The organism is Phyllobacterium sp. 628, from assembly GCF_014189505.1.
Taxonomy (GTDB): domain Bacteria; phylum Pseudomonadota; class Alphaproteobacteria; order Rhizobiales; family Rhizobiaceae; genus Phyllobacterium.
The window spans coordinates 443,743-466,918 of record NZ_CP050303.1 but is presented as its reverse complement, the minus strand read 5'-3'; the positions used below and the strand labels follow the sequence as shown (position 1 = coordinate 466,918).

Annotated in this window: 21 protein-coding genes; 10 read left to right on the top strand and 11 right to left on the bottom strand. The window is 54.5% G+C overall.

Annotation, left to right across the window (positions count from 1 at the left end; all coding sequences use genetic code 11):
• Window positions 1–32: 32 nt before the first annotated feature.
• Window positions 33–920 carry an NAD(P)/FAD-dependent oxidoreductase gene (locus HB779_RS24675; protein ID WP_188346540.1) on the bottom strand — a complete coding sequence of 296 codons (888 nt, stop codon included), beginning with the start codon at window positions 918–920 and terminating at the stop codon, window positions 33–35.
• 136 nt (window positions 921–1,056) lie between these two features.
• Between HB779_RS24675 and HB779_RS24670 the strand changes: the two genes are divergently transcribed.
• On the top strand, window positions 1,057–1,497 hold the full coding sequence (locus HB779_RS24670; RefSeq protein ID WP_188346539.1) for an Rrf2 family transcriptional regulator: 441 nt from the start codon (window positions 1,057–1,059) through the stop codon (window positions 1,495–1,497).
• A gap of 4 nt (window positions 1,498–1,501) precedes the next feature.
• Here HB779_RS24670 and HB779_RS24665 read toward each other — a convergent pair whose 3' ends face one another.
• Window positions 1,502–2,167, bottom strand: coding sequence for a TetR/AcrR family transcriptional regulator (locus HB779_RS24665; RefSeq protein WP_188346538.1), 666 nt, complete (start codon window positions 2,165–2,167; stop codon window positions 1,502–1,504).
• 106 nt (window positions 2,168–2,273) lie between these two features.
• Between HB779_RS24665 and HB779_RS24660 the strand changes: the two genes are divergently transcribed.
• From HB779_RS24660 to HB779_RS24645, 4 genes are read left to right on the top strand one after another with little or no spacing between them, the layout of a single operon-like run.
• Window positions 2,274–3,407: an efflux RND transporter periplasmic adaptor subunit gene (locus tag HB779_RS24660; protein WP_188346537.1), complete on the top strand. Its 1,134-nt coding sequence runs from the start codon at window positions 2,274–2,276 to the stop codon at window positions 3,405–3,407.
• Window positions 3,404–4,486: an efflux RND transporter periplasmic adaptor subunit gene (locus tag HB779_RS24655; protein ID WP_188346536.1), complete on the top strand. Its 1,083-nt coding sequence runs from the start codon at window positions 3,404–3,406 to the stop codon at window positions 4,484–4,486. The genes HB779_RS24660 and HB779_RS24655 overlap by 4 nt, the downstream gene beginning before the upstream one ends.
• The gene (locus tag HB779_RS24650; protein WP_188346535.1) at window positions 4,483–7,572 is read left to right on the top strand and encodes an efflux RND transporter permease subunit; all 3,090 of its coding nucleotides are present in this window, start codon (window positions 4,483–4,485) and stop codon (window positions 7,570–7,572) included. The genes HB779_RS24655 and HB779_RS24650 overlap by 4 nt, the downstream gene beginning before the upstream one ends.
• A 12-nt stretch (window positions 7,573–7,584) precedes the next feature.
• The gene (locus tag HB779_RS24645; RefSeq protein WP_188346534.1) at window positions 7,585–8,637 is read left to right on the top strand and encodes a CaiB/BaiF CoA-transferase family protein; all 1,053 of its coding nucleotides are present in this window, start codon (window positions 7,585–7,587) and stop codon (window positions 8,635–8,637) included.
• A 44-nt stretch (window positions 8,638–8,681) separates the two neighbouring features.
• Here HB779_RS24645 and HB779_RS24640 read toward each other — a convergent pair whose 3' ends face one another.
• The 3 genes from HB779_RS24640 to HB779_RS24630 all read right to left on the bottom strand — a co-directional run bounded on the left by HB779_RS24640 (window position 8,682) and on the right by HB779_RS24630 (window position 12,275).
• Window positions 8,682–9,794, bottom strand: a complete 1,113-nt coding sequence (locus tag HB779_RS24640; protein ID WP_188346533.1) for a porin — start codon at window positions 9,792–9,794, stop codon at window positions 8,682–8,684.
• Between the two features lie 600 nt (window positions 9,795–10,394).
• A complete protein-coding gene (locus HB779_RS24635; RefSeq protein WP_188346532.1) occupies window positions 10,395–11,327 on the bottom strand; it encodes a hypothetical protein in 933 nt (310 codons plus the stop codon).
• A gap of 309 nt (window positions 11,328–11,636) precedes the next feature.
• Complete coding sequence (locus HB779_RS24630) at window positions 11,637–12,275, bottom strand: TetR/AcrR family transcriptional regulator (protein WP_188346531.1); 639 nt, start codon at window positions 12,273–12,275, stop codon at window positions 11,637–11,639.
• Between the two features lie 162 nt (window positions 12,276–12,437).
• On the opposite strand from HB779_RS24630, the gene HB779_RS24625 reads away from it, so the two are divergent.
• The 3 genes from HB779_RS24625 to HB779_RS24615 all read left to right on the top strand — a co-directional run bounded on the left by HB779_RS24625 (window position 12,438) and on the right by HB779_RS24615 (window position 15,714).
• A complete protein-coding gene (locus tag HB779_RS24625; protein ID WP_188346530.1) occupies window positions 12,438–12,692 on the top strand; it encodes a hypothetical protein in 255 nt (84 codons plus the stop codon).
• Between the two features lie 264 nt (window positions 12,693–12,956).
• Window positions 12,957–14,099: an NAD(P)-binding domain-containing protein gene (locus HB779_RS24620; protein ID WP_188346529.1), complete on the top strand. Its 1,143-nt coding sequence runs from the start codon at window positions 12,957–12,959 to the stop codon at window positions 14,097–14,099.
• Window positions 14,100–14,313: 214 nt separating this feature from the next.
• Entirely contained in the window at window positions 14,314–15,714 is a 1,401-nt protein-coding gene (locus tag HB779_RS24615) for an amino acid permease (RefSeq protein ID WP_188346528.1), read from the top strand.
• A gap of 63 nt (window positions 15,715–15,777) precedes the next feature.
• On the opposite strand, the gene HB779_RS24610 is transcribed toward HB779_RS24615, so the two are convergent.
• Window positions 15,778–16,122 (bottom strand): hypothetical protein, encoded by a 345-nt coding sequence (locus HB779_RS24610; RefSeq protein WP_188346527.1) that lies wholly within the window; start codon window positions 16,120–16,122, stop codon window positions 15,778–15,780.
• A 177-nt stretch (window positions 16,123–16,299) separates the two neighbouring features.
• A complete protein-coding gene (locus HB779_RS24605) occupies window positions 16,300–17,169 on the bottom strand; it encodes a LysR substrate-binding domain-containing protein (protein ID WP_188346526.1) in 870 nt (289 codons plus the stop codon).
• A gap of 99 nt (window positions 17,170–17,268) precedes the next feature.
• On the opposite strand from HB779_RS24605, the gene HB779_RS24600 reads away from it, so the two are divergent.
• Window positions 17,269–18,162, top strand: a complete 894-nt coding sequence (locus HB779_RS24600; RefSeq protein WP_188346525.1) for an NAD(P)-dependent oxidoreductase — start codon at window positions 17,269–17,271, stop codon at window positions 18,160–18,162.
• A 48-nt stretch (window positions 18,163–18,210) separates the two neighbouring features.
• Complete coding sequence (locus HB779_RS24595) at window positions 18,211–19,698, top strand: carboxypeptidase M32 (protein WP_188346524.1); 1,488 nt, start codon at window positions 18,211–18,213, stop codon at window positions 19,696–19,698.
• Between the two features lie 18 nt (window positions 19,699–19,716).
• Here the strand turns inward: HB779_RS24595 and HB779_RS24590 are convergent, their stop codons facing one another.
• The 4 genes from HB779_RS24590 to HB779_RS24575 form a co-directional block, all read right to left on the bottom strand.
• Window positions 19,717–20,493, bottom strand: coding sequence for an ABC transporter ATP-binding protein (locus HB779_RS24590; protein ID WP_188346523.1), 777 nt, complete (start codon window positions 20,491–20,493; stop codon window positions 19,717–19,719).
• Complete coding sequence (locus HB779_RS24585) at window positions 20,490–21,485, bottom strand: iron ABC transporter permease (protein WP_188346522.1); 996 nt, start codon at window positions 21,483–21,485, stop codon at window positions 20,490–20,492. Before HB779_RS24585 ends, HB779_RS24590 begins: the two co-directional genes overlap by 4 nt.
• Window positions 21,482–22,342, bottom strand: a complete 861-nt coding sequence (locus HB779_RS24580) for an ABC transporter substrate-binding protein (protein WP_371823962.1) — start codon at window positions 22,340–22,342, stop codon at window positions 21,482–21,484. The genes HB779_RS24585 and HB779_RS24580 overlap by 4 nt, the downstream gene beginning before the upstream one ends.
• A gap of 94 nt (window positions 22,343–22,436) precedes the next feature.
• Window positions 22,437–23,141 carry a DUF899 family protein gene (locus HB779_RS24575; RefSeq protein ID WP_188346520.1) on the bottom strand — a complete coding sequence of 235 codons (705 nt, stop codon included), beginning with the start codon at window positions 23,139–23,141 and terminating at the stop codon, window positions 22,437–22,439.
• Window positions 23,142–23,176 lie beyond the last annotated feature (35 nt).

Genomic DNA, 23,176 nt, shown 5'->3' with positions numbered 1-23,176 from the left:
TTCAAATTAGTTTTACTGATCAGAACGGAACCTTATGCGTCCCGAAATATGAGGGATTGATGGGTGCCCGCGCCCGCCATTGTCCCGTCTCCGACGGCCACAGCCACCGATCCCATGGCCCGTGCTGCATCACCGCAGGCGAACACACCCGGCACGGTTGTTTCCTTGAACATGTCGGTCTGTATGAATGGACCCAAAGGTCCGTCTTCAAAAGTGCAACCCAATTGCTCTGCGAGCGGGCTGGCCATGCTTGTTCGTGTCAGCGTGAAAATCCCATCCAGTGCTATAACGCGGCCATCCCTAAGTTTGACATCGGCGCTACCGGAAATGTGTTCGATCATTTCATGCTCGATCGCCACGCCGCGCTTATGCAATTGCGCCAGCTGGCCGCTATCGGGGATGAAGGCACCATTCAGGAAGAATGTCGTCGATCCCCAATCCGGCAGCATTAGCGCGTGATGCATTGACAATGGCGATACCGCGAGAACGCCGATGCGGCCTTTATCCAGTTCATAGCCATGGCAATAGGGGCAATGAAAAATAGTCCTGCCCCAGCGTTCTGCGAGGCCGGGAATGTCGGGTAGATTGTCGATGACACCTGTCGCAAGGATCAGGCGTCTGGATTCGTATGTATGGCCATTTTGCGTTGTGATTACGAAACCGGTTTCTGTTTTCTCCGCCCGCTCGGCTTGAACTTCAACCCATTCCACAGTCGGGTAAGCCATCAGCTGTGCACGGGCATCGGAGACAATCGCACCGGGCGCGCGGCCATCCTGCCCGAGAAAACCATGAGACGTTGCAGCAAAGCGATTGCGGCGCGTTCCGGCATCGATAACCAGAATAGTTTGTCGCGCGCGAGCCAATTGCAAAGCTGCGGCAATGCCGGCGTAATTGCCGCCTACGACGATGACATCATACATTTGAGAAAACTCCGTTATTTCGATACATCATAAGTTACGTGATATTACGGAGTCAATTATCTCGTAACTTTTCTTGTTGCTAGAGGTGTGCCGTGTTATGTCTATGGCGGCGAACAGCAAACGGAAATTTGAAGCAATGAGAAACGACTCCCGTCTTTCGCGCATGCTGCACGTGCTTATCCATATGGACAGGCACAAGGGGGCGGCAACATCAGATATGATTGCCAATATGTTGAACACCAATCCGGTGGTCGTGCGCCGGACAATGGCTGGTCTCAGGGATCAAGGTTATGTGCGTTCTGAAAAGGGGCGCGGTGGCGGTTGGACACTGGCCCGCAAGCTGGAGGATATCAGCCTCCTGGATATCCACCAGGCGCTTGGTGCGCCGCCCATTTTTGCTATCGGATTGACAGAGGATCACCCTGAATGTCTTGTCGAGCAGGCGGTGAATTCTGCGCTCACGGACGCTTTCAAGGAGGCAGAGGCTGTTCTGGTGGCGCGATTTGCTGGCGTAACGCTAGCCGATCTGGCGCGGGATTTCGATCAGCGCTTTGAACAAATTTCGAAGTGCCGATAGGATTTTAAATCGGCTGTTTGCGAACAGTGCGCATGATCATCTGGTAATGCGCCTCGATATAGTCATTCAACTCAGGAATCTTGGTCCCGCAATCCAGTAGCTTGTCTATTGTCAGCGTAAGGGCAGGGCTGATTAGAATGTGACTGACGTGGTGGGCAATCGATGTTTCGAATATGCCGTCGCGAATGCCTTTCTCAAGAATATGCTCAAACATCAACAGAGTTGGTTTGACGAATTCATCGTAGTGATATGCGGTCAGCTCAGGAAAACTGCGGCCATCTGAAATGAGAAAGCGCAGGATTTCGCGCGAGTACGGGTTCACCGTCATATGTTCATATAGCGTATCAAGAAATATGCGCACCAGTTCGTCAGCAGGCCGGTTCTGATGCTGCTTCAAAAACTGTTCTTCGTTGAAGATCGGCTGCGAAAGTTTGCGCACAACGTCGTGAAACAGCTCTTCTTTGTTTTGAAAATAGAGATAGATTGTTCCCTTGGTCACACCTGCACGTTTGGCCACATCTTCGATGCGTGTGGCGGTGTAGCCCCGGTCAACGAATTCATCAAAAGCGGCGTGCAGAATCTCAAGGGGACGCTGTGCCTTGCGGCGTGCGCGAACACCGGAGCTGCTCTCTGCTGTTGTCAGCCTTGACGCATTTTCAATTTCAGCCATCATTTCTTTCCGTAGAACGCAGCGTTGATTTAAAGTGAACTATATTATTGACTGAATGATCAGTCAATAATATACCGGTCACAGGTTTTCATGGATTGGTCAAAGAATGCGATCTGAACGGAACGTCCTCAATTCACCCGCCAAACGCGCCTGGCGGTGGGGCGGAACTCCGCCGGTATTTGCTGCTGCATTGGCGGTTTTGCTGCTGGCCGGTTGCCAGCCCGACAAGGTGGCGGAAAAAACACCAGCAACACCGGTGGAAGCTGTCACAGTGTCTTTTTCTGATTATTCGCAGACGGTTTCCGTGAGTGGCGAGATACGCGCAAAAGTTGACAGCAATCTTTCGTTCCGGGTGAGCGGCAAGGTGGTTGAGCGGTTTGTCGATGTGGGCGATCACGTTGCGGCAGGCGATGTTCTGGCGCGGATAGATCCCGCTCAGCAGCAGGCTGATCTCGCGGCATCGCAAGCCGCCGTACAATCGGCTGAAGCGCAGGTGTTGCAGGCAACGTCAGCATTTGAGCGGCAAAAAACTCTGCTGGCGCAGGGCTTTACCACTCGCAGCGCCTACGATGGTGCAGAAGAGGCGCAGCGCACGGCGCAGGGATCGCTCGATGCCGCCAAGGCGCAGTTGGATACCTCCCGCGAAACGCTGTCCTATACTGAGCTCAAGGCCGATGCGGCTGGCGTCGTCACTGTTCGGAGCATTGAAGTCGGTCAGGTTACGCAAATCGCATCAACAGCATTCACAGTGGCAGTTGATGGCCCGCGTGATGCTATTTTCAATGTCTATGAAGGCCTGGTCACGCACAGCATTGCTAATCAGCAAATTCAGATTGTCCTGTTGGATGATCCCTCGATCACAGCCCAAGGGACGATCCGCGAAGTTTCTCCTACAGTCGATGATGCATCCGGCACAGTGCGTATTAAAGTAACCGTTGAGAATCCGCGCCCGGAAATGACCTTGGGATCGGTTGTGTCGGGAACGGTTAAACTGATGGCGGTCAAAGCGGCTGTGCTTCCATCGTCGGCGCTCACATCTGATAATGGCAAGCCCGCTGTGTGGGTCATTGATCCGCAGACCGGCGCCGTCAGTGTACGCGATGTCACTGTAACGGCTTACGAATCTCTCAATGTTGCAATCGGCGGTGGTCTTCAGGCCGGCGAGAAAGTTGTGACGGCAGGTGGAGCCCGGTTGCGGCCAACCCAGATCGTTGCGATCAAGAACGGGAATGCATCATGAAACGTATTCTTGTTTTCAGTCTAACCTTTGCATGTTTGGGACTAACCCTTGCAGCCTGCCAAAAGGAAGAAAAGGCTGAGCCAGAGGTTGTCCGGCCGGTATTGTCCACCGTCATCAAGACCCAATTGCTACAGGTCCGGGGCTTTGCCGGAAAGGTTGAACCGCGTTTTCAGACACAGCTTGGTTTCCGTACACTGGGGCGTATTGTTCGCCGCGATGTTTCGGTTGGCGACCTTGTTTCGAACGGACAGGAAATCGCAGCGCTTGACCCGCTTGCTCTTGAGCTTGCAGTGCAGGCGTCAGTAGCAAGTTTGTCCTCTGCGAAGGCTCAACTGGTCAATGCTGCTGCGACAGAGGATCGGCAGAAGGCGCTTTTAAGCAAAGACTCATCAACACAGGCTACATTCGATGAAGCGCGTCAGGCTAACGCGGCCGCCAGCGCTGCCGTTGTGCGGGCAGATGCCGATCTAACGAAGGCGCGGGAAGAGCTGGGTTACGCCGTGCTTAAATCTGATTTCGACGGTGTGGTCACGTCTTTGCAGGCGGACGTGGGGCAAACCGTGACGGCAGGTCAGTTGGTTGCCATTGTTGCCCGGCCTGACATTCGCGAAGCGGTCGTCGACATTCCGGAGGCCGTTGCCAGCCCGATCAAAATCGGCAGCAAGTTTGGTGTGTCTTTGCAGATAGATCCGACGATACAGGCTGCCGGTACTGTGCGGGAAATTGCGCCACAGGCCGATGAAGCCACGCGCACACGCCGCACACGCATTACTCTTGAGCAGCCGCCGGAGGGTTTCCGGCTCGGAACCACAGTGACGGCGTACCTGACGACAGCGGCCGACCCGCGCATTCACATTCCGGCAACAGCGATACTCGACAAGGATGGCAAGACATTTGTCTGGCTCATTGACGAAAAGGCAGCGACCGTTGTGACGAAAGAAGTCAAACTGGAGGGCCGGACAGCTTGGGATGCGATTGTGACTGACGGTCTTGCCGATGGCGACCGGATCGCGACGGCCGGAGCACATAGCCTTAACGAAGGCCAGAAAATCAAGATGACGGACGGGAAGCCATTATGAAGAAATTCAACCTTTCAGAATGGGCGCTCGAACATCGTTCTCTCGTCTGGTACTTCATGATCGTTTTCACGATAGCGGGTATTTTCTCCTATCTAAATCTCGGGCGGGAAGAAGACCCCAATTTCACCATCAAGACCGTGGTGATTTCGGCGCAATGGCCGGGTGCTTCAATCGAGGATACAACCACTCAGGTTACCGACAGGATTGAAAAGAAACTCGAAGAGCTTGATACGCTTGATTATACCAAGAGTGTTAGCTCGCCGGGTTCAACGACGATTTTCCTGAACCTTAAGGACACCGTGCGTGGTGACGCGGTCAAACAGACCTGGATCCGCGCCCGTAATCTCATTGGCGATATTCAAGCCGAGTTGCCGCAAGGTGTCGTTGGTCCGTTTTTCAACGATGATTTTGGTGACGTGTACGGAAATGTCTACGGGTTCACATCCGACGGGCTGAGCCAGCGGCAGTTGCGCGATTATGTCGAAGATGTCAGGCGCAAGATCCTGACTGTTCCCGATGTTGGCAAGGTGGAGCTTGTCGGCGCACAGGATGAGGCAATCTATCTGGAATTCTCGCCCAAGCAGGTCGCTGCATTGGGCCTCGATCAGCAGGCTATTATCAGCACCTTGCAGGCCCAGAACGCGATCACACCGTCAGGTGTCATCGAGACCGGGCCTGAGCGGGTCATGATCCGCGTCAATGGCCAGTTTGTCTCTGAAAAGAGCCTTCAAGCCATCAATCTGCGGGTCAATGACCGCTTCTTCCGCTTGAGCGATGTTGCGAAAGTAACGCGCGGCTATCAGGATCCACCGGCAAACTTGTTCCGTGTCAATGGCAAGGAAGCGATTGGTCTTGCCATCGGTATGAAACCGAACGGCAACCTGCTCAAGTTTGGTGAAAAACTGAAAGAGCAGATGAAGCAGATTACGGCTGATCTTCCAGTCGGTGTCGGGGTTCATCTGGTTTCCGATCAGCCGCAAATCGTGGAAGAGGCAGTCTCAGGCTTCACCCGGGCGTTGTTCGAAGCTGTGGCCATCGTTCTCGCGGTCAGTTTTGTCAGTCTGGGAATGCGTGCCGGTTTCGTTGTGGCCTTGGCTATTCCGCTGGTTCTGGCGATCACCTTCATGGTGATGGAATATATGGGCATATCGCTGCAGCGAATTTCGCTCGGCGCTTTGATCATCGCGCTTGGTCTGCTGGTCGATGATGCGATGATCGCTGTGGAGATGATGGTGGCCCGGCTGGAAGCGGGCGACAATCTGCGAAAAGCCGCGACCTACGTCTACACCCACACTGCGTTTCCCATGCTGACGGGAACGCTGGTCACGGTGTCCGGCTTTATTCCGGTAGGTCTCAACAGCAGTGCTGCAGGCGAGTTTACCTATACGCTCTTCGTCGTCATCGCGGTTTCTCTTGTCGTCTCGTGGATTGTGGCGGTTGTTTTCACTCCGTTGCTGGGCGTAACGCTTCTTCCAAAAACGATGAAGAACAAGCATGACAATCCGGGGCGGTTTACCCTTGGCTTTCAACGCGTTCTGCTGCTGTGCATGCGGTTTCGCTGGGTGACCATCGCTGCCACCGTCGGAATTTTCGCCCTTTCCCTCTACGGAATGGGTCATGTTCAGCAGCAGTTTTTTCCCAATTCTGATCGTCATGAATTGGTTGTCGATTGGAATCTGCCGCAGAACGCCTCGATCCTTGAGACCAAGGTCCAAATGGACAAGTTCGAAGCAGAACAGCTTGTTGGTAATCCGGATATTGACCACTGGAGCTCTTATGTCGGGCAGGGCGCCATCCGCTTCCTGCTGTCGTTCGACGTTCAACCGGCAAATCCGTTTTTCGGCCAGACAATTATTGTGACCAAAAGCCTGGAGGCGCGTGATCAGCTGAGGCAGAAATTCCAGGCGTGGCTGAAGGATCAATTCCCCAGCACCGATGCGTTCGTTCATCTTCTCGATATTGGTCCGCCGGTTGGCCGCCCGGTCCAGTACCGCATCAGCGGACCGGATATACAGAAGGTGCGGGATTACGCGCACGACGTGGCCAATCTGATTGCCGAAAACAAATCGCTTGGCGATATCACCTTCGACTGGAACGAACCGTCGCGTGTGATCAAGGTCGATGTGCTGCAGGACAAGGCCCGGCAACTTGGTATCACGTCCGAGTCAATCGCGACGTCGCTGAACTTCGTTGTCGGCGGATCGACAATCACGCAGGTGAGGGATTCCATCTATCTCATCAATGTCATTGTGCGTGCCCGCGCGGATGAACGCGGATCAATCGATCAATTGCGTAATCTGCAGCTCCCGACCAGCAACGGTCAGTCAGTGCCCGCTGCGGCCGTCGCGAATTTCCGCTACGAACTGGAGCAGCCCGTTGTCTGGCGTCGCGCACGGCAGCCCACTGTCACGCTCAAGGCAAGCGTACTTGGTGCGCTGCAGCCAGCCACCGTGGTCACGCAACTGGCGCCAAAGGTAAAAGAGTTCGCCGACAAGCTTCCCCCCGGTTACGGCGTTGTCATTGGCGGTGCTGTGGAAGAAAGCGGTAAGGCGCAGGCTCCGATTGCAGCGGTTGCTCCTTTGATGCTGTTCGCGATGGTAACGCTGCTGATGATCCAGCTGCAGAGTTTCCAACGGCTGTTTCTCGTATTTGCGGTGGCGCCGCTCGCCATTATCGGTGTGGTCGCGGCACTGCTTTCGAGCAATTCGCCACTCGGCTTCGTCGCCCTTCTTGGCGTTCTTGCGCTCATCGGCATCCTGATCCGAAACTCCGTGATCCTTGTGGTTCAGATCGAGGATTTGCGTAAGGAAGGGAAGGACCCGTGGAGCGCCGTCGTTGAAGCAACTGAGCACCGAATGCGGCCGATCATGCTGACGGCGGCAGCGGCCAGTCTCGCGCTCATACCGATTGCCCGGGAAATTTTCTGGGGACCGATGGCTTATGCCATGATGGGCGGTATCATCGTGGGCACAGTGCTGACGCTCCTGTTCCTGCCGGCACTGTATATTGCCTGGTTCCGGATCAAGGCCCCGGACAAGAATTCGCCCAATGCGGAGCCACACGAACCAATTGTTGCACCAAGCTGAGCGGATCATGCGATGACAGATGCGTTGATACAACATCCGTTGCATAATCTGCGTGTGGTCGAGTTTGAGGGGATCGGCCCGGGACCGCTCGCTGGTCGTATGCTGGCCGATCTGGGCGCGCACGTGACGGTCATTGCCCGTCCAGGTTCACAACAAGTCATGCGTGAATTTGGCGACACGGATGACAACCCGCTGCGGCGCAACAAGACTGTCATCACGCTGGATCTCAAAAGTCAGGAAGGCGTCGACAAGGCTTTGGCGTTGATTGCAAATGCGGACGCTTTAATTGAGGCCAACAGGCCGGGTGTCATGGAGCGGCTGGGGTTGGGTCCAGCCCATTGTGCCGAACGCAATCCGCGCCTTGTCTATGGACGTATGACGGGTTGGGGGCAAACCGGGCCTTTGGCCCAGACAGCCGGTCATGATCTCAATTACCTTGCCCTTACCGGGATGCTTTCGCTAGCAGCCCGAACTGGTGAAGCCCCCGTTGTTCCGCCCACAATCATGGGGGACGCCGCTGGAGCCCTTGGTCTCTGCTTTGGATTGATCAGTGCTGTTTTTGACGCGCGCTCATCCGGCATTGGACGGGTTGTTGATGCCGCGATCGTTGACGTGGTTGCGATGCTCGGTGCGATTGTGCAACTGGCGCGCGCCACTGGGCAGATCGATGGACCCGTCCCAAGTCCGTTTCATGACTCGCCATTTTACGACACTTATGCGTGTGCCGATGGCCGCTTCATAACAATCGGAGCACTGGAAACCCAGTTCTATGCGTTATTGCTGAGCAAGCTCGGGTTTCATGACGTCGATCCGGCATCGCAATATGACCGGACACAATGGCCCGCCTTGAAGGCACGCTTCGAGGCATTGTTTGCCAGCCAACCACAGAACTATTGGTCTGCATTGCTTGAGGGCACTGACGTCTGCTTTGCGCCAGTTTTGAGCATCGCAGAAGCTGTTGATCATCCCCACAACCGGGATCGCGCCATCTATCAACACACCGCTTCGGGTTTGATCGAGGCAAGTGCGGCGCCACGCTTCTCGGCTCTGGTGCCCGACAAATAGAAAATCCGGGGCCGATAGGCCCCGGACTTATGCTGTATCCGATATTAGAAGTTGCGCTGGAAGCGGATGACGCCACCAAAAGCATCGTCATTGCCATCATGAGCGAGGGAGTAAGCCTTACGCTCGCCATCGAACTTGGTGTAGTTGATTTCCGGGGTGATCGTGAAGCCAGGAACAATCTGGTAGGCTACGTTCAAAGCAGCAGCAATTGTGCCCTCTTCTTCGTAAGCAACCTGAGCGTTCACGGTTGCCTTGTCGGAAACCTTGGCAGCCAAACCACCCCAGATAGCATAATCACCTTCCCACGTGCCGAACCAGTTACGATTCAGGTTGGTGCTGAAGGACCGGTCGTCGTAGTTGGTCTGGTAAGCGCCCATGACCCAGGCTGTGACCGCATCTGTGATCTTCACGTCCAAGCGAGCCTTGAAGCCCCACTCTTCGACAGCAGAATCGTAACCAGCGATACCCGAGATCTTACCCCAGCTCTGTTCCCACTTCGCACCGATAAGAGCGTGTGGCATGTAATCATCAATGCGATAATCGTAGTTTTGACCATTCAAGTTTTCAGCTTCACCCTGTTCAGCCGCGATGATGGCCGAGAAGCCATTTCCGCCGGTGTAGGTGTAGCTGACCTGATTGCTGGCAAAGCTGTTGTACTGGATCACGTCGTCGTTGATGATATCGCCGGCATAACCGACCCACGAACCGAAGATTTCATCGGCAACACCGATGCGGAAACCGCCGAGTTCGAGGAACGCATTCGGAATGGACGTGTCATTGTTTCCGTTTGTATAGTTGAAACGGGTCTCGATGTATGAACGCAGCGTGCCGAGTTCTGTTTCCGAACGTGCGTCGAAACGGACTGTGGCACGTGTCTGGAAGTTATATGTGCCATCACCGTTCGGATCACTACCGTTGTTGATGTGACCGCCGGTGTACACATTGTCGCCACCCTTAATGTCAGCACGCAGATAGCCGCCGATCTTCAGGCATGTCTCAGTTCCAGGAATGTAGAAGAAGCCGGCACCGTATGCGTCGCAAACTTTCACATACTCGACGGCTTCAGGTTCGGCCACAACGACTGCATCTGCAGCGCGTGCTCCCGATACCACAACAAGTGCGGCAGCGGTGCCGAGAAGAAGACTCTTGATATTCATGTCGATCTCCAGTTACGGATCAATTGTTAAAGCAAGCGTCCCAATGCGCTGTGCCTCACTTATGTCTTACTTTGGTACCCCTTTGGTCAAAGGACATAACTGGTGCTATATTGCTACCAAGTGTGATGTTGCTAATTTGCTACATCTGTGTTTTGCCAAAAATTTCAATCTGACATCTCTTTGTGATCGGCAATCGTTTTCAAACCCCTGCGCGATCTGGCGTTTGGATTAGCAAATCACTTTTTTGTAAGAAGAACGTGAGTTTATCGTTTTATCCGCACGATCGGATCCGGTTAAGCCGGGTAAGTGTTTTTTCTTCGCAGCGGCGCTTTTCCGCAGGAAATGCATCTTGAATTTGGTAGCAAAAAGCCACCAGTTATGTCCTTTGACTACCCAAAAAATTGGATGCAACGTGTATGTGCTCATTCTCGTCAGCGTAGAAGGACTGCTCTTGGCAAGAAGGCAATTGAGTTCAGTTGATCTCCAGTCAATACTCAAAGACCCTGCCTTTCGAAGGCAGGGTCATTTTATTTATACTGGTGAAATGGAACGTTGGGGAATTAGCAGAGACCGAGGTCGGGCCCTAAAGCAAAACTTGCTTTAGGCGTAAAGATCGACAGGAAGTAGGTCGAAATCTTGATTGGCCAAGTGAATATCGAATTGCGCTCTGGCAATATGTGCCGCAACCATATTCTCGAAGACATCGTTGAGGGTGGGCAATATCTCGATCTTGCGCCCGCCGTCTTCGAGCAATCGAACAAGGCCTTCGACCTCAGCGCGTTTCATCAAGCGCCGGATATGGGTTCTGGAAACACCGTAGAGATTCCCGATCTCGTCATAGGGGAAACAGACGAAATTCTCGTTCTCCGGAGCATCGAGTTTTTTCAGCGACATCAGTTTGCAAAGGAGCACGCCGCCGCCATCACTGATGGCAAAAAGCTGAGAACTGTGGAGTTCAGAAAGCATTGAACTGACGTTGAGCAGCGAATGAAGGCTGGAGGCAAAATAGCGCTCCATAAAATCGTCCGGCCCATCAATCAGCTGCTGATACTGCCGCAAGGGAAAAAGCTTGCCGGCGGCGTTGAAGGTAATTCCGATGATTCTCCGGATACCATAAATCAGCTTATTGGTCGGCTGTATCAAATGATTCCGGTGATCGCTTTCGTCTGGTACCCGCGTGACAAGACCGATGTTTTCGAGAAGATCTATCGTCGCTGCCGTCGTGTTCTTACTGCACAATCCCAAAGCAGACGTAATGTTCTGAATGCTTGAAATCGTAGCGCCGTGGTTTCCGTTGGTTCGTGTGAAGTGCAGGGCAAGAACGGACATGCAGATGACTTGCCGCGCGACATTGGCCATCACTTTGTTGGCCATGTAGCGTCCTTCAAAGACACCGACAGCGCCAAGCGCATACTCATTCGCAGCAGCACCAAAATTGGGATTGCGGCGAAGAATAGCCACCCTCTGCAATAACCATTGCGAACGGGTTTCGTGGCTGATGCCGGGAAGCGTCTCTGGCATGCTGCCATTCATGAATGCAATTCCCATTCGATCAATTCTCTATCCGGATTGTTATCGATTGCGAGCCTGCCACTAGTGACAATGTCTTTGTCCACTGTGGGGGGACTAGCAAATTAAATTTGTGTAATCTGTGCGGTTTGGCAGCTTGCTCCAATAACAACTGCGTGAAGTGTGCAAGAGAGGGGGGTAATGGCGCAGATCAAAGAGGATTGTGAGGATCTGCGCCGATAGACGTTAACCGGCTTGTGCCGGGTTCCAGTGATGGCAGATGAGGGCAGGCCGGCGCGTCAAGGCTGGCGTTACTCAATCAAAATGGTGGCTTTAACTGTCTGGGGAATAGGCAGCAATCATCGCATCACACGCGCGTTTCAATTGTTGCTGCGGGCCTTCGATGCCAGCGCTTTGGCTGCAAACCCGGGCACCTTCGACCAACAAAACAAGAGCATCTGTCAATTGTTCCGGCTGTTTTATTCCGGCAGCACGACAAAGATTGATAAGGCGTTCCATATGCGCCTTTTTGGCTTCTATAATCAATTGTAAAGCCGGATGGTTTGCTTCCCTTAACTCGACCGCAGCATTGGCAAGATCACAGCCGCGAGGATCGCTAAAAATGCGTTCAGCTGCTTCTTCGATCCAGCCACGCACCTGACCGATAGGATCATTGGGATGGGCAGCCTCGAGATCACGCCAAATCTGTTCACGACGTGCCGACGTTTTCTTGAGACACTCGCAAATCAGATCATCTTTTGACCCGAAGTGACGATAGAGAGTCATCTTGTTGGAGTCTGCCGCTTCGGCAATCGCATCGACGCCGACACCTTTAATGCCTTGCTGCCGAAAGAGATCAATTGCGCTGGCTATAATTCGATCGCGTGGGGGCAGGCGGGTATTCTCAGATTCAGCTGTCGTAACACCATCGTGAGATGGTGTTTGCGTTTTCCGCATCAGTGCGCTTGACATGAATGTTACCGTCCAGTAACTAGGGGTTGTTACTTACCGGTAACACGCATTTGGTTCTCCTGTCAATTTTTACCAATTGGCTTTTGAACAAGGTCACAAGAAAAACAGATTTAATTTCTTACATGGAGTTGCGGTTCAATGACCGCGGAGAAGGAGTGCATCATGCCACAGACATATGCCGATCTTACTATTGCCGAAGCCCTGTCGGATCCCATGATCAACGCCGTCATGAACGCTGATCACGTGACCCGTAAAGAGTTTGAGCTCCTTATGAAATCTGTGGCCCGCAGAAATTTCCAAAAGGTCGCAGCCGTCGAATGGCAGCGTGCCGCCGCTCCCGATGTGATCCTGGAGCCCGACAATGCGCTCTTATCTGGCACCCGTATTCCAGCCGCTGGCTGCGAAGGTGTGGCGTAACAGAATCGAGACTTTATGCATGCGCGGGTGCTCAACTCGCGCATGCATCGCCATTGAACAGGGTAATAATTTTCAAATCTGACGTCGATTTCGCCTCTTACGATCGACCCGTCTTTTCCAAGATATAGACATCCACTTCGCAGGGTTTGCAGGCTGCTTGCGCTTTTCTCTGCCGTACTACACCCAAGTCTCCTTTAGGATTTTCCGCATGACCGATTGTGAGCGGTTGTCTTGAATTCTATCATTGGGGATTTATGATGGGGAATGCCTTCCGATCCCGCACTCTCTTCAACTGACCCGAGCTTGGACATTCGCGCTAAAATAAACGATGTCCGGACAGTTCTCAAAGTCGATATTATTATCATTGGCGGCGGGCAAGCGGGCCTTTCATCAGCATATCACCTGCATCACCTCGGTTTGAAGGCCTGGAAAAACTATCTGGTGCTGGATAAGTCCGCCAAAGCAGGCGGGGCGTGGCAATATCGCTGGCCATCTCTAACATTAACGACAGTGAACCGGGTTCACGATCTTCCCGGCATGCAGTTTTCCGATGCGGTTGATGTGGGAGCAGAGGTCAAGGCTTCCGTAGCCGTGCCGCAATATTATGCGGCCTATGAGCAGAAATTTGATCTACCGGTTTATCGGCCGCAGACGGTGAAAGTGGTCTGCGAGCGCGACGGGCGTTTTCGCGTTGAGACTGATCAAGGGGTCTTTTCCGCGCGCGGTATCATCAATGCCACCGGCACATGGGAAACACCGTATATTCCGGTCTATCCGGGCGCTGACACGTTTAGAGGTGAGCAGTTGCATACGCGCGATTACCGCACGGCCGATGAATTTGCTGGAAAACATGTCGTCGTCGTGGGTGGCGGAATATCCGCCTTGCAGTTGCTGGATGAAATATCGCGCGTGACATCCACCACGTGGGTCACGCGTCACGAACCACAGTTCCGCAGCAGACCCTTCACTTCTGATGATGGCCGGTTGGCGGTTGCCATGGTGGAAGACCGTGTACGCCGTGGCCTCGTTCCGGGCTCTGTTGTGTCGGTTACGGGCATACCGTGGACGCCGGCGCTGGAAGCTGCACGGGATCGTGGTGTTCTTAAACGCCTGCCAATGTTCGACGAAATATACGAGGAGGGAGTACGTTGGGCGGGCGGCACCGAGAAAAGAGCCGATGTCATTCTCTGGTGCACCGGGTTCCGCAGTTCCCTCGATCATCTGGCGCCGCTGCAAATCCGCGAAGACAATGGCGGTATTCTCATGGCCGGCAAGTTGGCGACGCAGGTAGCCAAAGATCCGCGTATTCATCTGGTCGGTTACGGCACTTCCGCATCGACAATCGGGGCGAATCGCGCCGGTGGTGCGGCTGCCAGGGAACTTGTGACTTATCTGGATTTGATCTGAGCAACCGCCTTTATTTTGCGATGGGTTTTCATATTTGAAGTTCTCGCTGCATCCCTGCATTTCAATAAAGCAAGTCATCTATCATCAAATATCTTTTCAATAGGTCAATAATATTGACCTAAACGATGATCAAGTTGCGCCCGATCTCTGTAATATCCCGCCGACTTGGGAGTCGCGTCGACGATCTAATCATAGACCAGGAGGAGATACTGCTATGAGTTCGCCCAGCCAACCACTGGATGCGCCGGATGACGGCCATCTTGCCCGCAAGCTGAAGAGTCGCCACATCCACATGATAGCCATCGGTGGCGCGATCGGTGTTGGACTGTTTCTGGGTTCGGGCAAGGCTATTTCGACTGCCGGCCCAGGCCTTTTGCTCAGTTACGCCGTCGGCGGCATCGCTGTGTTTTTCATCATGCGCGCGCTGGGCGAGTTGCTGATGCACAGGCCTGTCGCGGGTTCATTTGCCACCTACGCTGAAGAATATGTCAGCCCATTCGCCGGGTTTGTCACCGGCTGGTCCTATTGGTTCATGTGGGTCGTAATCGGGATGGCTGAAATCACCGCCGTTGGTGTCTATATCCACTATTGGCTGCCGGACATTCCACAATGGCTTCCGGCCTTGATCACATTGGCCGTGCTGTACATCGTCAACGTTGTAGCGGTGCGCCTGTTCGGTGAGCTGGAATTCTGGTTTGCGCTCATCAAGGTTGTCACGATCGTGGCGCTTATCCTAGGCGGATTGGCAATCATTGTCTTTCGCATCGGCGAACTGGGACAACAGGCAAGTTTTTCCAATCTGTGGGCACACGATGGCTTTCTGCCCTTTGGCATCATGGGGGCCGTGCTAGCTCTGCAAATGGTGATGTTCGCCTATCAGGGCGTTGAATTGATCGGTGTGACAGCGGGTGAAGCGGAGAATCCGGAGGAGGTGCTTCCGCGCGCCACCAATGGGATTATCTGGCGTATCCTGATTTTCTATCTGGGTGCACTGGCCGTCATCATGGCCCTGTTGCCGTGGAACCAGCTCAATCCGGACGTCAGCCCCTTCGTATACGTGTTCGATAAGCTGGGACTGAGCATCGCTGCTGACGTGATCAACTTTGTGGTTATTACCGCTGCAGCGTCGTCATGCAACAGTGGTATTTTCAGCAATGGCCGCATGCTGTTCACGTTGGCCCGGTCCGGTCAGGCACCGCGCATCTTCGGCAAGGTCAGCCGCAACCATGTGCCGTTTTATGGCATCACCGCATCGGCGGCGGTTATGTCAATCGGTGTTCTCTTGAATTACGTCGTGCCCAAACAGGCCTTTATCTGGATTACCAGTATTTCGCTGGTGGGCAGCTTGTGGACCTGGTCGATCATCATGATTGCGCACCTTGGCTATCGCCGCGCCGTGGCGCAGGGCAAGGCGAAGCGCGTTGACTTCCGTATGCCCGGCGCGCCGGTGGCAAACTGGGTCGTGGTTGCGTTCCTGATTATGGTCGCCGTGTTCCTTGGGTTCGATCCATCAACCCGCGTGGCGCTCTATGTCGCCCCGATCTGGTTCGGTTTGTTGGCAATTGCTTACCAGTTCGTCGGACGCCAGCGAACGCTGGCACTAAACGCGTCCTGATCTTGTATTGCCGTGCCGGTCTGCGGAACTATTCCCGTGGACCGGCAGCCGATCCGATAATTCCTATGCCGGCCTGATGCTTACCTTGTATGCACCAACCTTTGGCGACACACCGGTGATCTGCAATTCGTTGTCCTCAAATTTCATGACGGACGTCGTTACTCTGAACTCCGTGTGCACGAAGACCGGGTTGAGATCACCCTTTTCGGCAAAACGTACGGTTGAAACATCATCATCGCGAAAACTCAGGTAGACGCGCGTGTATTCTTCCACTTCGCGTGAACTTTTGAATACAACATTTGCATCAAAGCGGCAGCGTTCTCCGCGATCCCGGTTGATTTCGAAATGCTCGATAAAATTGGCCATAGCGTCAAAATTGCCGGCTATACCGGAACTATCCTGTTCCATTCATTTTTCCTTTTAATGTTGGTTACAAGCCGGAAGCCAAGTCGTTCAATCGGCATAAAAATTTCCGGCACCATCAAACCCTTCGCCGCAGCTGTGTCAATGACAATGGATGGCGCACGGAGTGATAAGCTGTGGAGCCGACATTGGCCGGGCGTTCGGCTGTACCGCGAACTGAAGTTATACGGCGACGCGGGACCGGACGACCTGATCAAGAATATCCCGTAAATCTGCCGCTGCAGGCGATAATTTTCCTGCGGTGAGCATACGAAGCTCCATCGGCGGTAAGTCCGGAAGGCCAAATTCATGGCCTATATCGCATATACCCGCCGGAATACGATGGCCGGTCCGGATGGATAGGCCATGTCCGGAGCGCAGCGCCGCCCATATACCGGGAAGGCTTGGGGTTGTGAGCGCCATTCGCCAACGGAATCCCTTGCTTTCCAATGTTTGCAGCGCGGTTTGGCGAAACAGGCATGGATGGTCGTTTAGCACGAGTGGCAGTGGCTCGCTGCTTTCAGCCCGGAACAGGTTTTTGCCGCCGAACCATAGCATGGGCCGGGAAGCTATGAGTGTTCCATGTGCATCCGAACTTGCCGGAAAGAATGCGATGGCCGCATCGAGTTGTCCGGTGCGAACTTCTTCTTCCAGCGCATAGTTGCGTCCGGCACGAACCTCAACGTGAATACCCGGATGTTGACGCGAAAATCGCGTGAGAGTGGCTGGCATCACGTCGTCGAAAAAGTCTTGTGGAAGTCCGATCCTGACGGGCGCAGTCGCCACTGTCGTGCCAAGCGAAGCGGTTGCCTCGTCATTCAGCGCGATGATCCGCTGGGCGTAGATGAGCAACGAGTCGCCAGCCTCGGTCAGGACCAGACCGCGCCCGCTGCGGCGAAACAAGACCTGTCCAGCCTGTTGCTCCAGCTTTTTCAACTGCATGCTGACGGCGGATTGGGAGCGTCCAAGTTGTGATGCGGCACGGGCAAAGCTCTTGAGCTCTGTACCCACAACCATTGTGCGCAAGGCATCCATGTCGAACGTGCGGTTCATAGTTTCGAATTCCTGAAGTGTTATTTCCTATCTATTTGATAGTCGAATATCGGATGAATTGCTACTCCTCGCAGAGCAGGCGTCCATCGGGAGATACACATGGATATAGGTTTTATTGGCCTTGGTATTATGGGCCAGCCCATGGCACTCAATCTGGCGCGTGCGGGCACGCCACTTGTGGTCTGGAATCGCTCGGCCGACAAAGCAGAAGCTCTGCGAGCTGAGGGCGCCAAGGTGGCCGAGAATACCGCTGACGTTTTCAAACAGGCACGGATCGTCATTCTCATGATGGTCGATAGCGCCTCGACAGATTTGGTTCTGGGTCGTGGCACGCCGGATTTTGCTGCGAATGTCGGGCAGCACATCGTTGTCAGCATGGGGACTAATTCAGCCGAATATTCGCGTACACTCGAAGCCGATATTCGTGCTGCTGGCGGCAGCTATGTTGAAGCCCCCGTTTCTGGCTCACGCAAACCCGCCGAAGCTGGACAGCTTGTTGGTATGCTGTCGGGCGAACCCGCTACTGTGGAAGAGATACGTCCGCTATTCCAGCCGATGTGCCATCAGACTGTCGTTTGCGGGCCGGTTCCTTCGGCCCTGCTGATGAAGCTTTCGGTCAATCTGTTTCTCGTCACGATGATGACGGGCCTTGCCGAAGCGTTTCATTTCGCCGATCGACACCATATCGATTTGCAGCAATTTGTTGCCGTGCTCGACGCTGGCCCCATGGCGAGCAATGTCTCGCGCATAAGGGCGAACAAACTCCTTGAAGGCGACTTCACCGCTCAAACGTCTATAGCTGACGTCTTCAAGAACAGCCGTCTTATCGCTGCGGCTGCCCGCGAGACCGGTTTGGCCTCGCCACTGCTCGACGCCTGTTACACACTTTACGACGAGGCTTTGGCGCTGGGGCACGGGCCGGAAGACACTGCGGCGGTCATCCGCGCGATCGAAGCCCGTACGGATTCAGGCTTGCACTCGCCGAAAAATTGACATCCTCTCGTTGCTCATCTGAAACAGGATTCGCCAACGGGAAACAGCATGTCGTTCCAGAAAATCGATGATCTCGGCCGTAAGCTTGAAGCACTCGAACACGCGATGGCTATTCTGGGCGCTGATGAGGCGACCCATATGGCTGTCGGGGGAGGAGAAAAGCGTGCCGAGGCAATGGCCTCACTTGCGGGCATGTATCATCGTCAGGCAGCTGCTCCCGAGATCGCCGATTGGATTGCTGTCGCCGAAGGCGAAGCGCTCAGCGATGAGCAGACCGCTGCGGTACGCGAGTTCCGGCGGCAATATACCAACCTGACATGTCTGCCGGCAGAATTCGTCGAACGTCAGACAAACACCCGGATGCGCTGCGAGCAGCTCTGGCGCGATCTTCGTGCCAAGAACGACTGGGCCGGATTTTTGCCCGCACTTGATGGCGTGATTGCCTTGGCGCGTGAAGAAGCCGCCATGCGTGCCGATGTGCTTGGGCTTGACCCCTACGACGCCATGATCGAGCAGCATGATCCGGGTAACCGCGCGGCTGACATCGAACCGGTTTTCACGGAACTGAAAAACTTTCTCAAAGGCTTTGTGCCGGAGGCACTGGCCATTCAGGAAGAACGGTTGGCAAAGCATCCGTTGAAACAGCTTTCAGGTGTTTATCCCATCGACAAACAGCGTGAGCTTGGTCTTGCGATGATGGCTGCGGTCGGCTTCGATCTTGCGCATGGCAGCCTTTCTGTCTCGCATCATCCGTTCTGCGGCGGCGTGCCAAGTGATGTGCGCATTACCACGCGTTACAGAACGACAGAGTTTTTGTCGGCGCTTATGGGTGTTTTGCATGAAACCGGCCATGCGCTGTATGAGCAGAACCTCCCAAAAGCATGGTCGCATTGGCCGTTGGGCAAGGCGCGCGGCATGGCCGTGCACGAGAGCCAAAGCCTGTTTGTTGAAAAGCAGCTCGGCCGCAATCCGGCATTCTGGCAATGGGCCCTTCCGGTTGTTGAAAAGCATCTGGGAGAACCTTGGTCGCTGGAGGATATTCTGCCGCATGTGCACCGCGTCGAGCGTGGCCTGATCCGGGTCGATGCGGATGAAGTAACGTATCCCTTGCATGTTATTTTGCGGTTCGAACTGGAACAGGAATTGATCAGCGGCCGTCTGGACACTGCCGATCTTCCCGAGGCCTGGGACGCAAAAATGCGTGATTATCTCGGTCTTTCCACCATCGACAATCCGGCAGATGGCCCGATGCAAGACGTGCATTGGCCGGCAGGTGCGTTTGGCTATTTCCCCTCATATACCCTTGGCGCCATGATGGCCGCACAGCAATGGACGGCCTTGACGAAGGAATATCCGGCTGCCGATAGTGATCTTGCCAAAGGCAATTTCACAGCAATCAATGACTGGCGCCGGGAAAAGCTGTGGTCGCGGGGTTCTCGCTGGTCCACGCCGGAACTGCTCGAACGCGCCACCGGCGAAAAACTCAACGCCAAGCATTTTATCGGGCATCTGCGCAGCAGGTATGGAGCGGCATAGCGCGTTCAATGCTTGCTGTCATTTTGCAATGAGCGAGATGGGCTGAACAATCAGCCCTTGCTGCGTTGTTTCGAGATAGGCTTCAACGCCGTAGATTGTGCGCAGGCGTTCTGCGGTCAGGACCTCAAGAGGGGAGCCATCGGCAGCGATTTGGCCCTCATGGATCAAGATGAGCCGGCTGCACCAGCGTGCCGCCGAGCCAAGATCATGCAGCGATGCAATGACAGCTGAACCATCGCTCGCAAGCTCGGCGAGGGACTGCATGAGGCCAATTTGATGGGCAGGATCCAGTCCGGACGTTGGCTCGTCAGCCAGCAGAAGAGGGGCGTCCTGCGCCAGAGCACGCGCGATGAGTACCCGTGCCTGTTCGCCGCCGGAAAGGTCGAGGGCGGAGCGATGACGAAACTCTGCAATGTCCATGCGACGTATGGCGTTTTCAATGATTGCCACATCATTCTCATCCAGACCAGCAAACCCGCCCAAATGAGGCGTGCGACCAAGCGCGACCAGTTTCTCCACCGAAATTGCCCAGCCGATTTCGCGATCCTGCGGCAGATAGGCAATGTGCCGTGCACGCTCTTTCGTACTGAGGCGATCAGATAATATTCCTGCGACGGAGATTTCTCCCGTCGATGGCACCAGTCCGAGGACGCTTTTAAGCAATGTGGATTTGCCTGCACCATTCGGGCCGATCAAACCGATGAATTCGCCTTTGCCAATATCGAGCGAAACATCACGCAATACGGATTTGGATCCCAGTGATACATTGAGGTGGGAAAGCTTCAGGAAGCTCATATCAAGGCCCGCCTTGTGCGGAAAACAAGCCACAGAAAGAAGGGTGCACCGACGATAGCAGTCAGGACGCCAAGCTTCAGGTCGCGGCCCGGTGCAATCATGCGCACGAGAACATCCGCTGCCAAAAGCATCGAAGCTCCTCCAAGTGCGCTGACCGGAAGCAGGCGCGAAGGCTGCGATCCCACCAGCGGACGTAAGATGTGTGGAACGATCAATCCGACAAAGCCGATAGCGCCTGCTACGGCGGTCGATGCGCCGACGGAGGCAGCCGTCCCCAGAATGGCGATGAGCTGTACGCGCTTGACGCTGATCCCCATGCTTGCAGCCGCGTCGGGCCCAAGTGTCAGAGCGTCCAACGACCGGCCAAGACTGAAAAGCAATGCCCATCCAACGAGAATGAACGGTGCAGCGAGAGCCACATGCAGCATGGAACGGTCGGTGAGCGACCCCAACATCCAGTAAAGGATTTCCATGGCAGCAAAAGGGTTGGACGACAGATTGAGTGCAAGCGATGTCATGGCGCCGGCGAAACTTGAAACGGCAACACCGGCGAGAATAATGATCAGCGTTCCCGCAGCCCGTCCGGCAAGCGCCTGTACCAGCAGCACAGCGATGACGGCACCGGCGAGTGCCATAAGTGGCAGAGCAAGAGGAAAGACTAGAGACAAGCCACTATAAATGGCAATGACAGCGCCGAGTGATGCTGAAGCGCTGACACCCAGCAAACCGGGCTCCGCCAGCGGATTGCGCAAATAGCCCTGTAAAACAGCACCGGAAAGACCGAGCGTTGCGCCAATCATCAGGCCGAGAAGCGCGCGTGGCAGCCGGATTTCCCGCATGACGAGAACGAGGGCATCACCCTGTCCCGTGAACAATGCATTGAGACTATCCGAAACACTGACGGCTGCAGGCCCCGTCAACAGCGACAATGCGAACATGAGCAGAGTGATCAGTGACAGACCAAGCAACAGCAGGCGAAAATGATCCTTCATTGGCTGATTGCCTGCCTTGCCGATTCCGAAAGCAGTTTCACGGCGTCAGCTGTGAATGGTGCGCCGCATATCCAGTATTTGTCAGAAATGTCGATCAAACTCTTACCCTGCAAAGCTGCGCGAAATGCCGGGTGAACCTGTGCCTCATAGGCAAGTGCTGGCGCAGCATAGGCATTGTGGACTGCGATCAGGTCGGGTTTGGCCATGACAAGCTGCTCCAGAGGTAGCTTCTGTGTGCCCTGCAGGCCAAGCTTTTCACCCATGTTGTTAAGTCCGGCATGATTGACCACATCACCAGCCAGAGTGCCGCTGCCCGACGTGAGCTGATTGGCATAGTAAAGCGCGATGGTCGGCGCATCAGGTGCTTTCGGCCCTATGCCAGCCAATGTAGCATCCATGTCCCGCAGCAATTGTTCGGCCTTTGCATTCTGTCCAAGCAGTGAGCCCATCCGACGCACATTCTTGCGAATGTCATCGAATGAAAATTCCGGCGCGAATTCTTCGACGCGAAACCCAAGCCGTTTCAGAATATCGATTGTTGCCCGTGTCGTGTATGTGCCGCTCAGGATCATGTCCGGTTTCATCAGGAAAATTTCTTCGGCCAGACCATGATTGGTCACAAACTCCCCGGCTTGTTTAGCGAGAACCGATACGGTTTCATCGCTGGCGAGATGCGATACGGAATAAAGCTGTCCGTCAGCCGCCAGAAGCATGGCAAGCTGGTCGGTACACAGGTTTATTGAAACCACTCTTTGAGGTGGGGCAGCCTGGATTGCAGATGTATTGCCAAGCATGGCAGCTAAGGCTGTGAGCCACACCGTACCGGCTATAGCAAACCATCTGCTTCCCCGGCGCATCTTTGGGAGTGCCCTTTTCATCCGCTTTTGATCGCGGAACCAATTCCGCGATCTGGATAGCAACCACATCCGGCAGGGTCAACGATCCCTTTGCTTATTTTGTATATTCCAGTTTCGGATACCAATCCGCGCCGCGGCCTTCGGGGGTGGTATCAAGCACGTTCCACAGCGGCATAAGGTCAGGCGCGCCGCGCGGGTCCTGCCCCGGATCGGCGGTTTCCATACCCAACTCGCCACTCCAGAAATGCCGGATCTTGCCGTCACGCCGGGTGAAGACGTTGTAGGCCGGCATGTCATCATCGTCTTCGCTCACATAGGCGCGGGTATAGTCACCACTGACATCGGAATAGAGCTTGATGTCTCTCCAGCCACGTTCCTTTTTGAATGCCACGAGCCTTTCGATCGGCGAACGTGCGATGACCGCGAAACCGGCTCGCTGTTCGATATCAAGGCTTTCGCCGTTCAATGCGGAGATAAGCGCTGTGCACATGGGACAGGGACGCTGGCGTTGCGGTCCAAACATATAGCTGTAAAGGATAAGCGTCTGTTTTCCGCCGAAAAGATCAGCGAAGCTCGCGGGGCCATTCTCCCCCTCGAAACGATAGTTTTCCTTTACCTCTCCGCCTGGCGGCAGTGCACGGCGTAGTTCGGCCACGCGCTCAATATGGCGGCGCAGTTCGATTTCTTCAGCCAAGAGGGCGTTGCGCGCGCGCCGGTATTCCTCGTTCTCGTTGGGGAAGCGGGTTTGATTCTTGCTTGCCAGTTCTTTCGCAGGTGCGAGTGTTTGATTGCTTGTCATCGTACATCTCCTCACTGTTATGCTGATTGAATGTT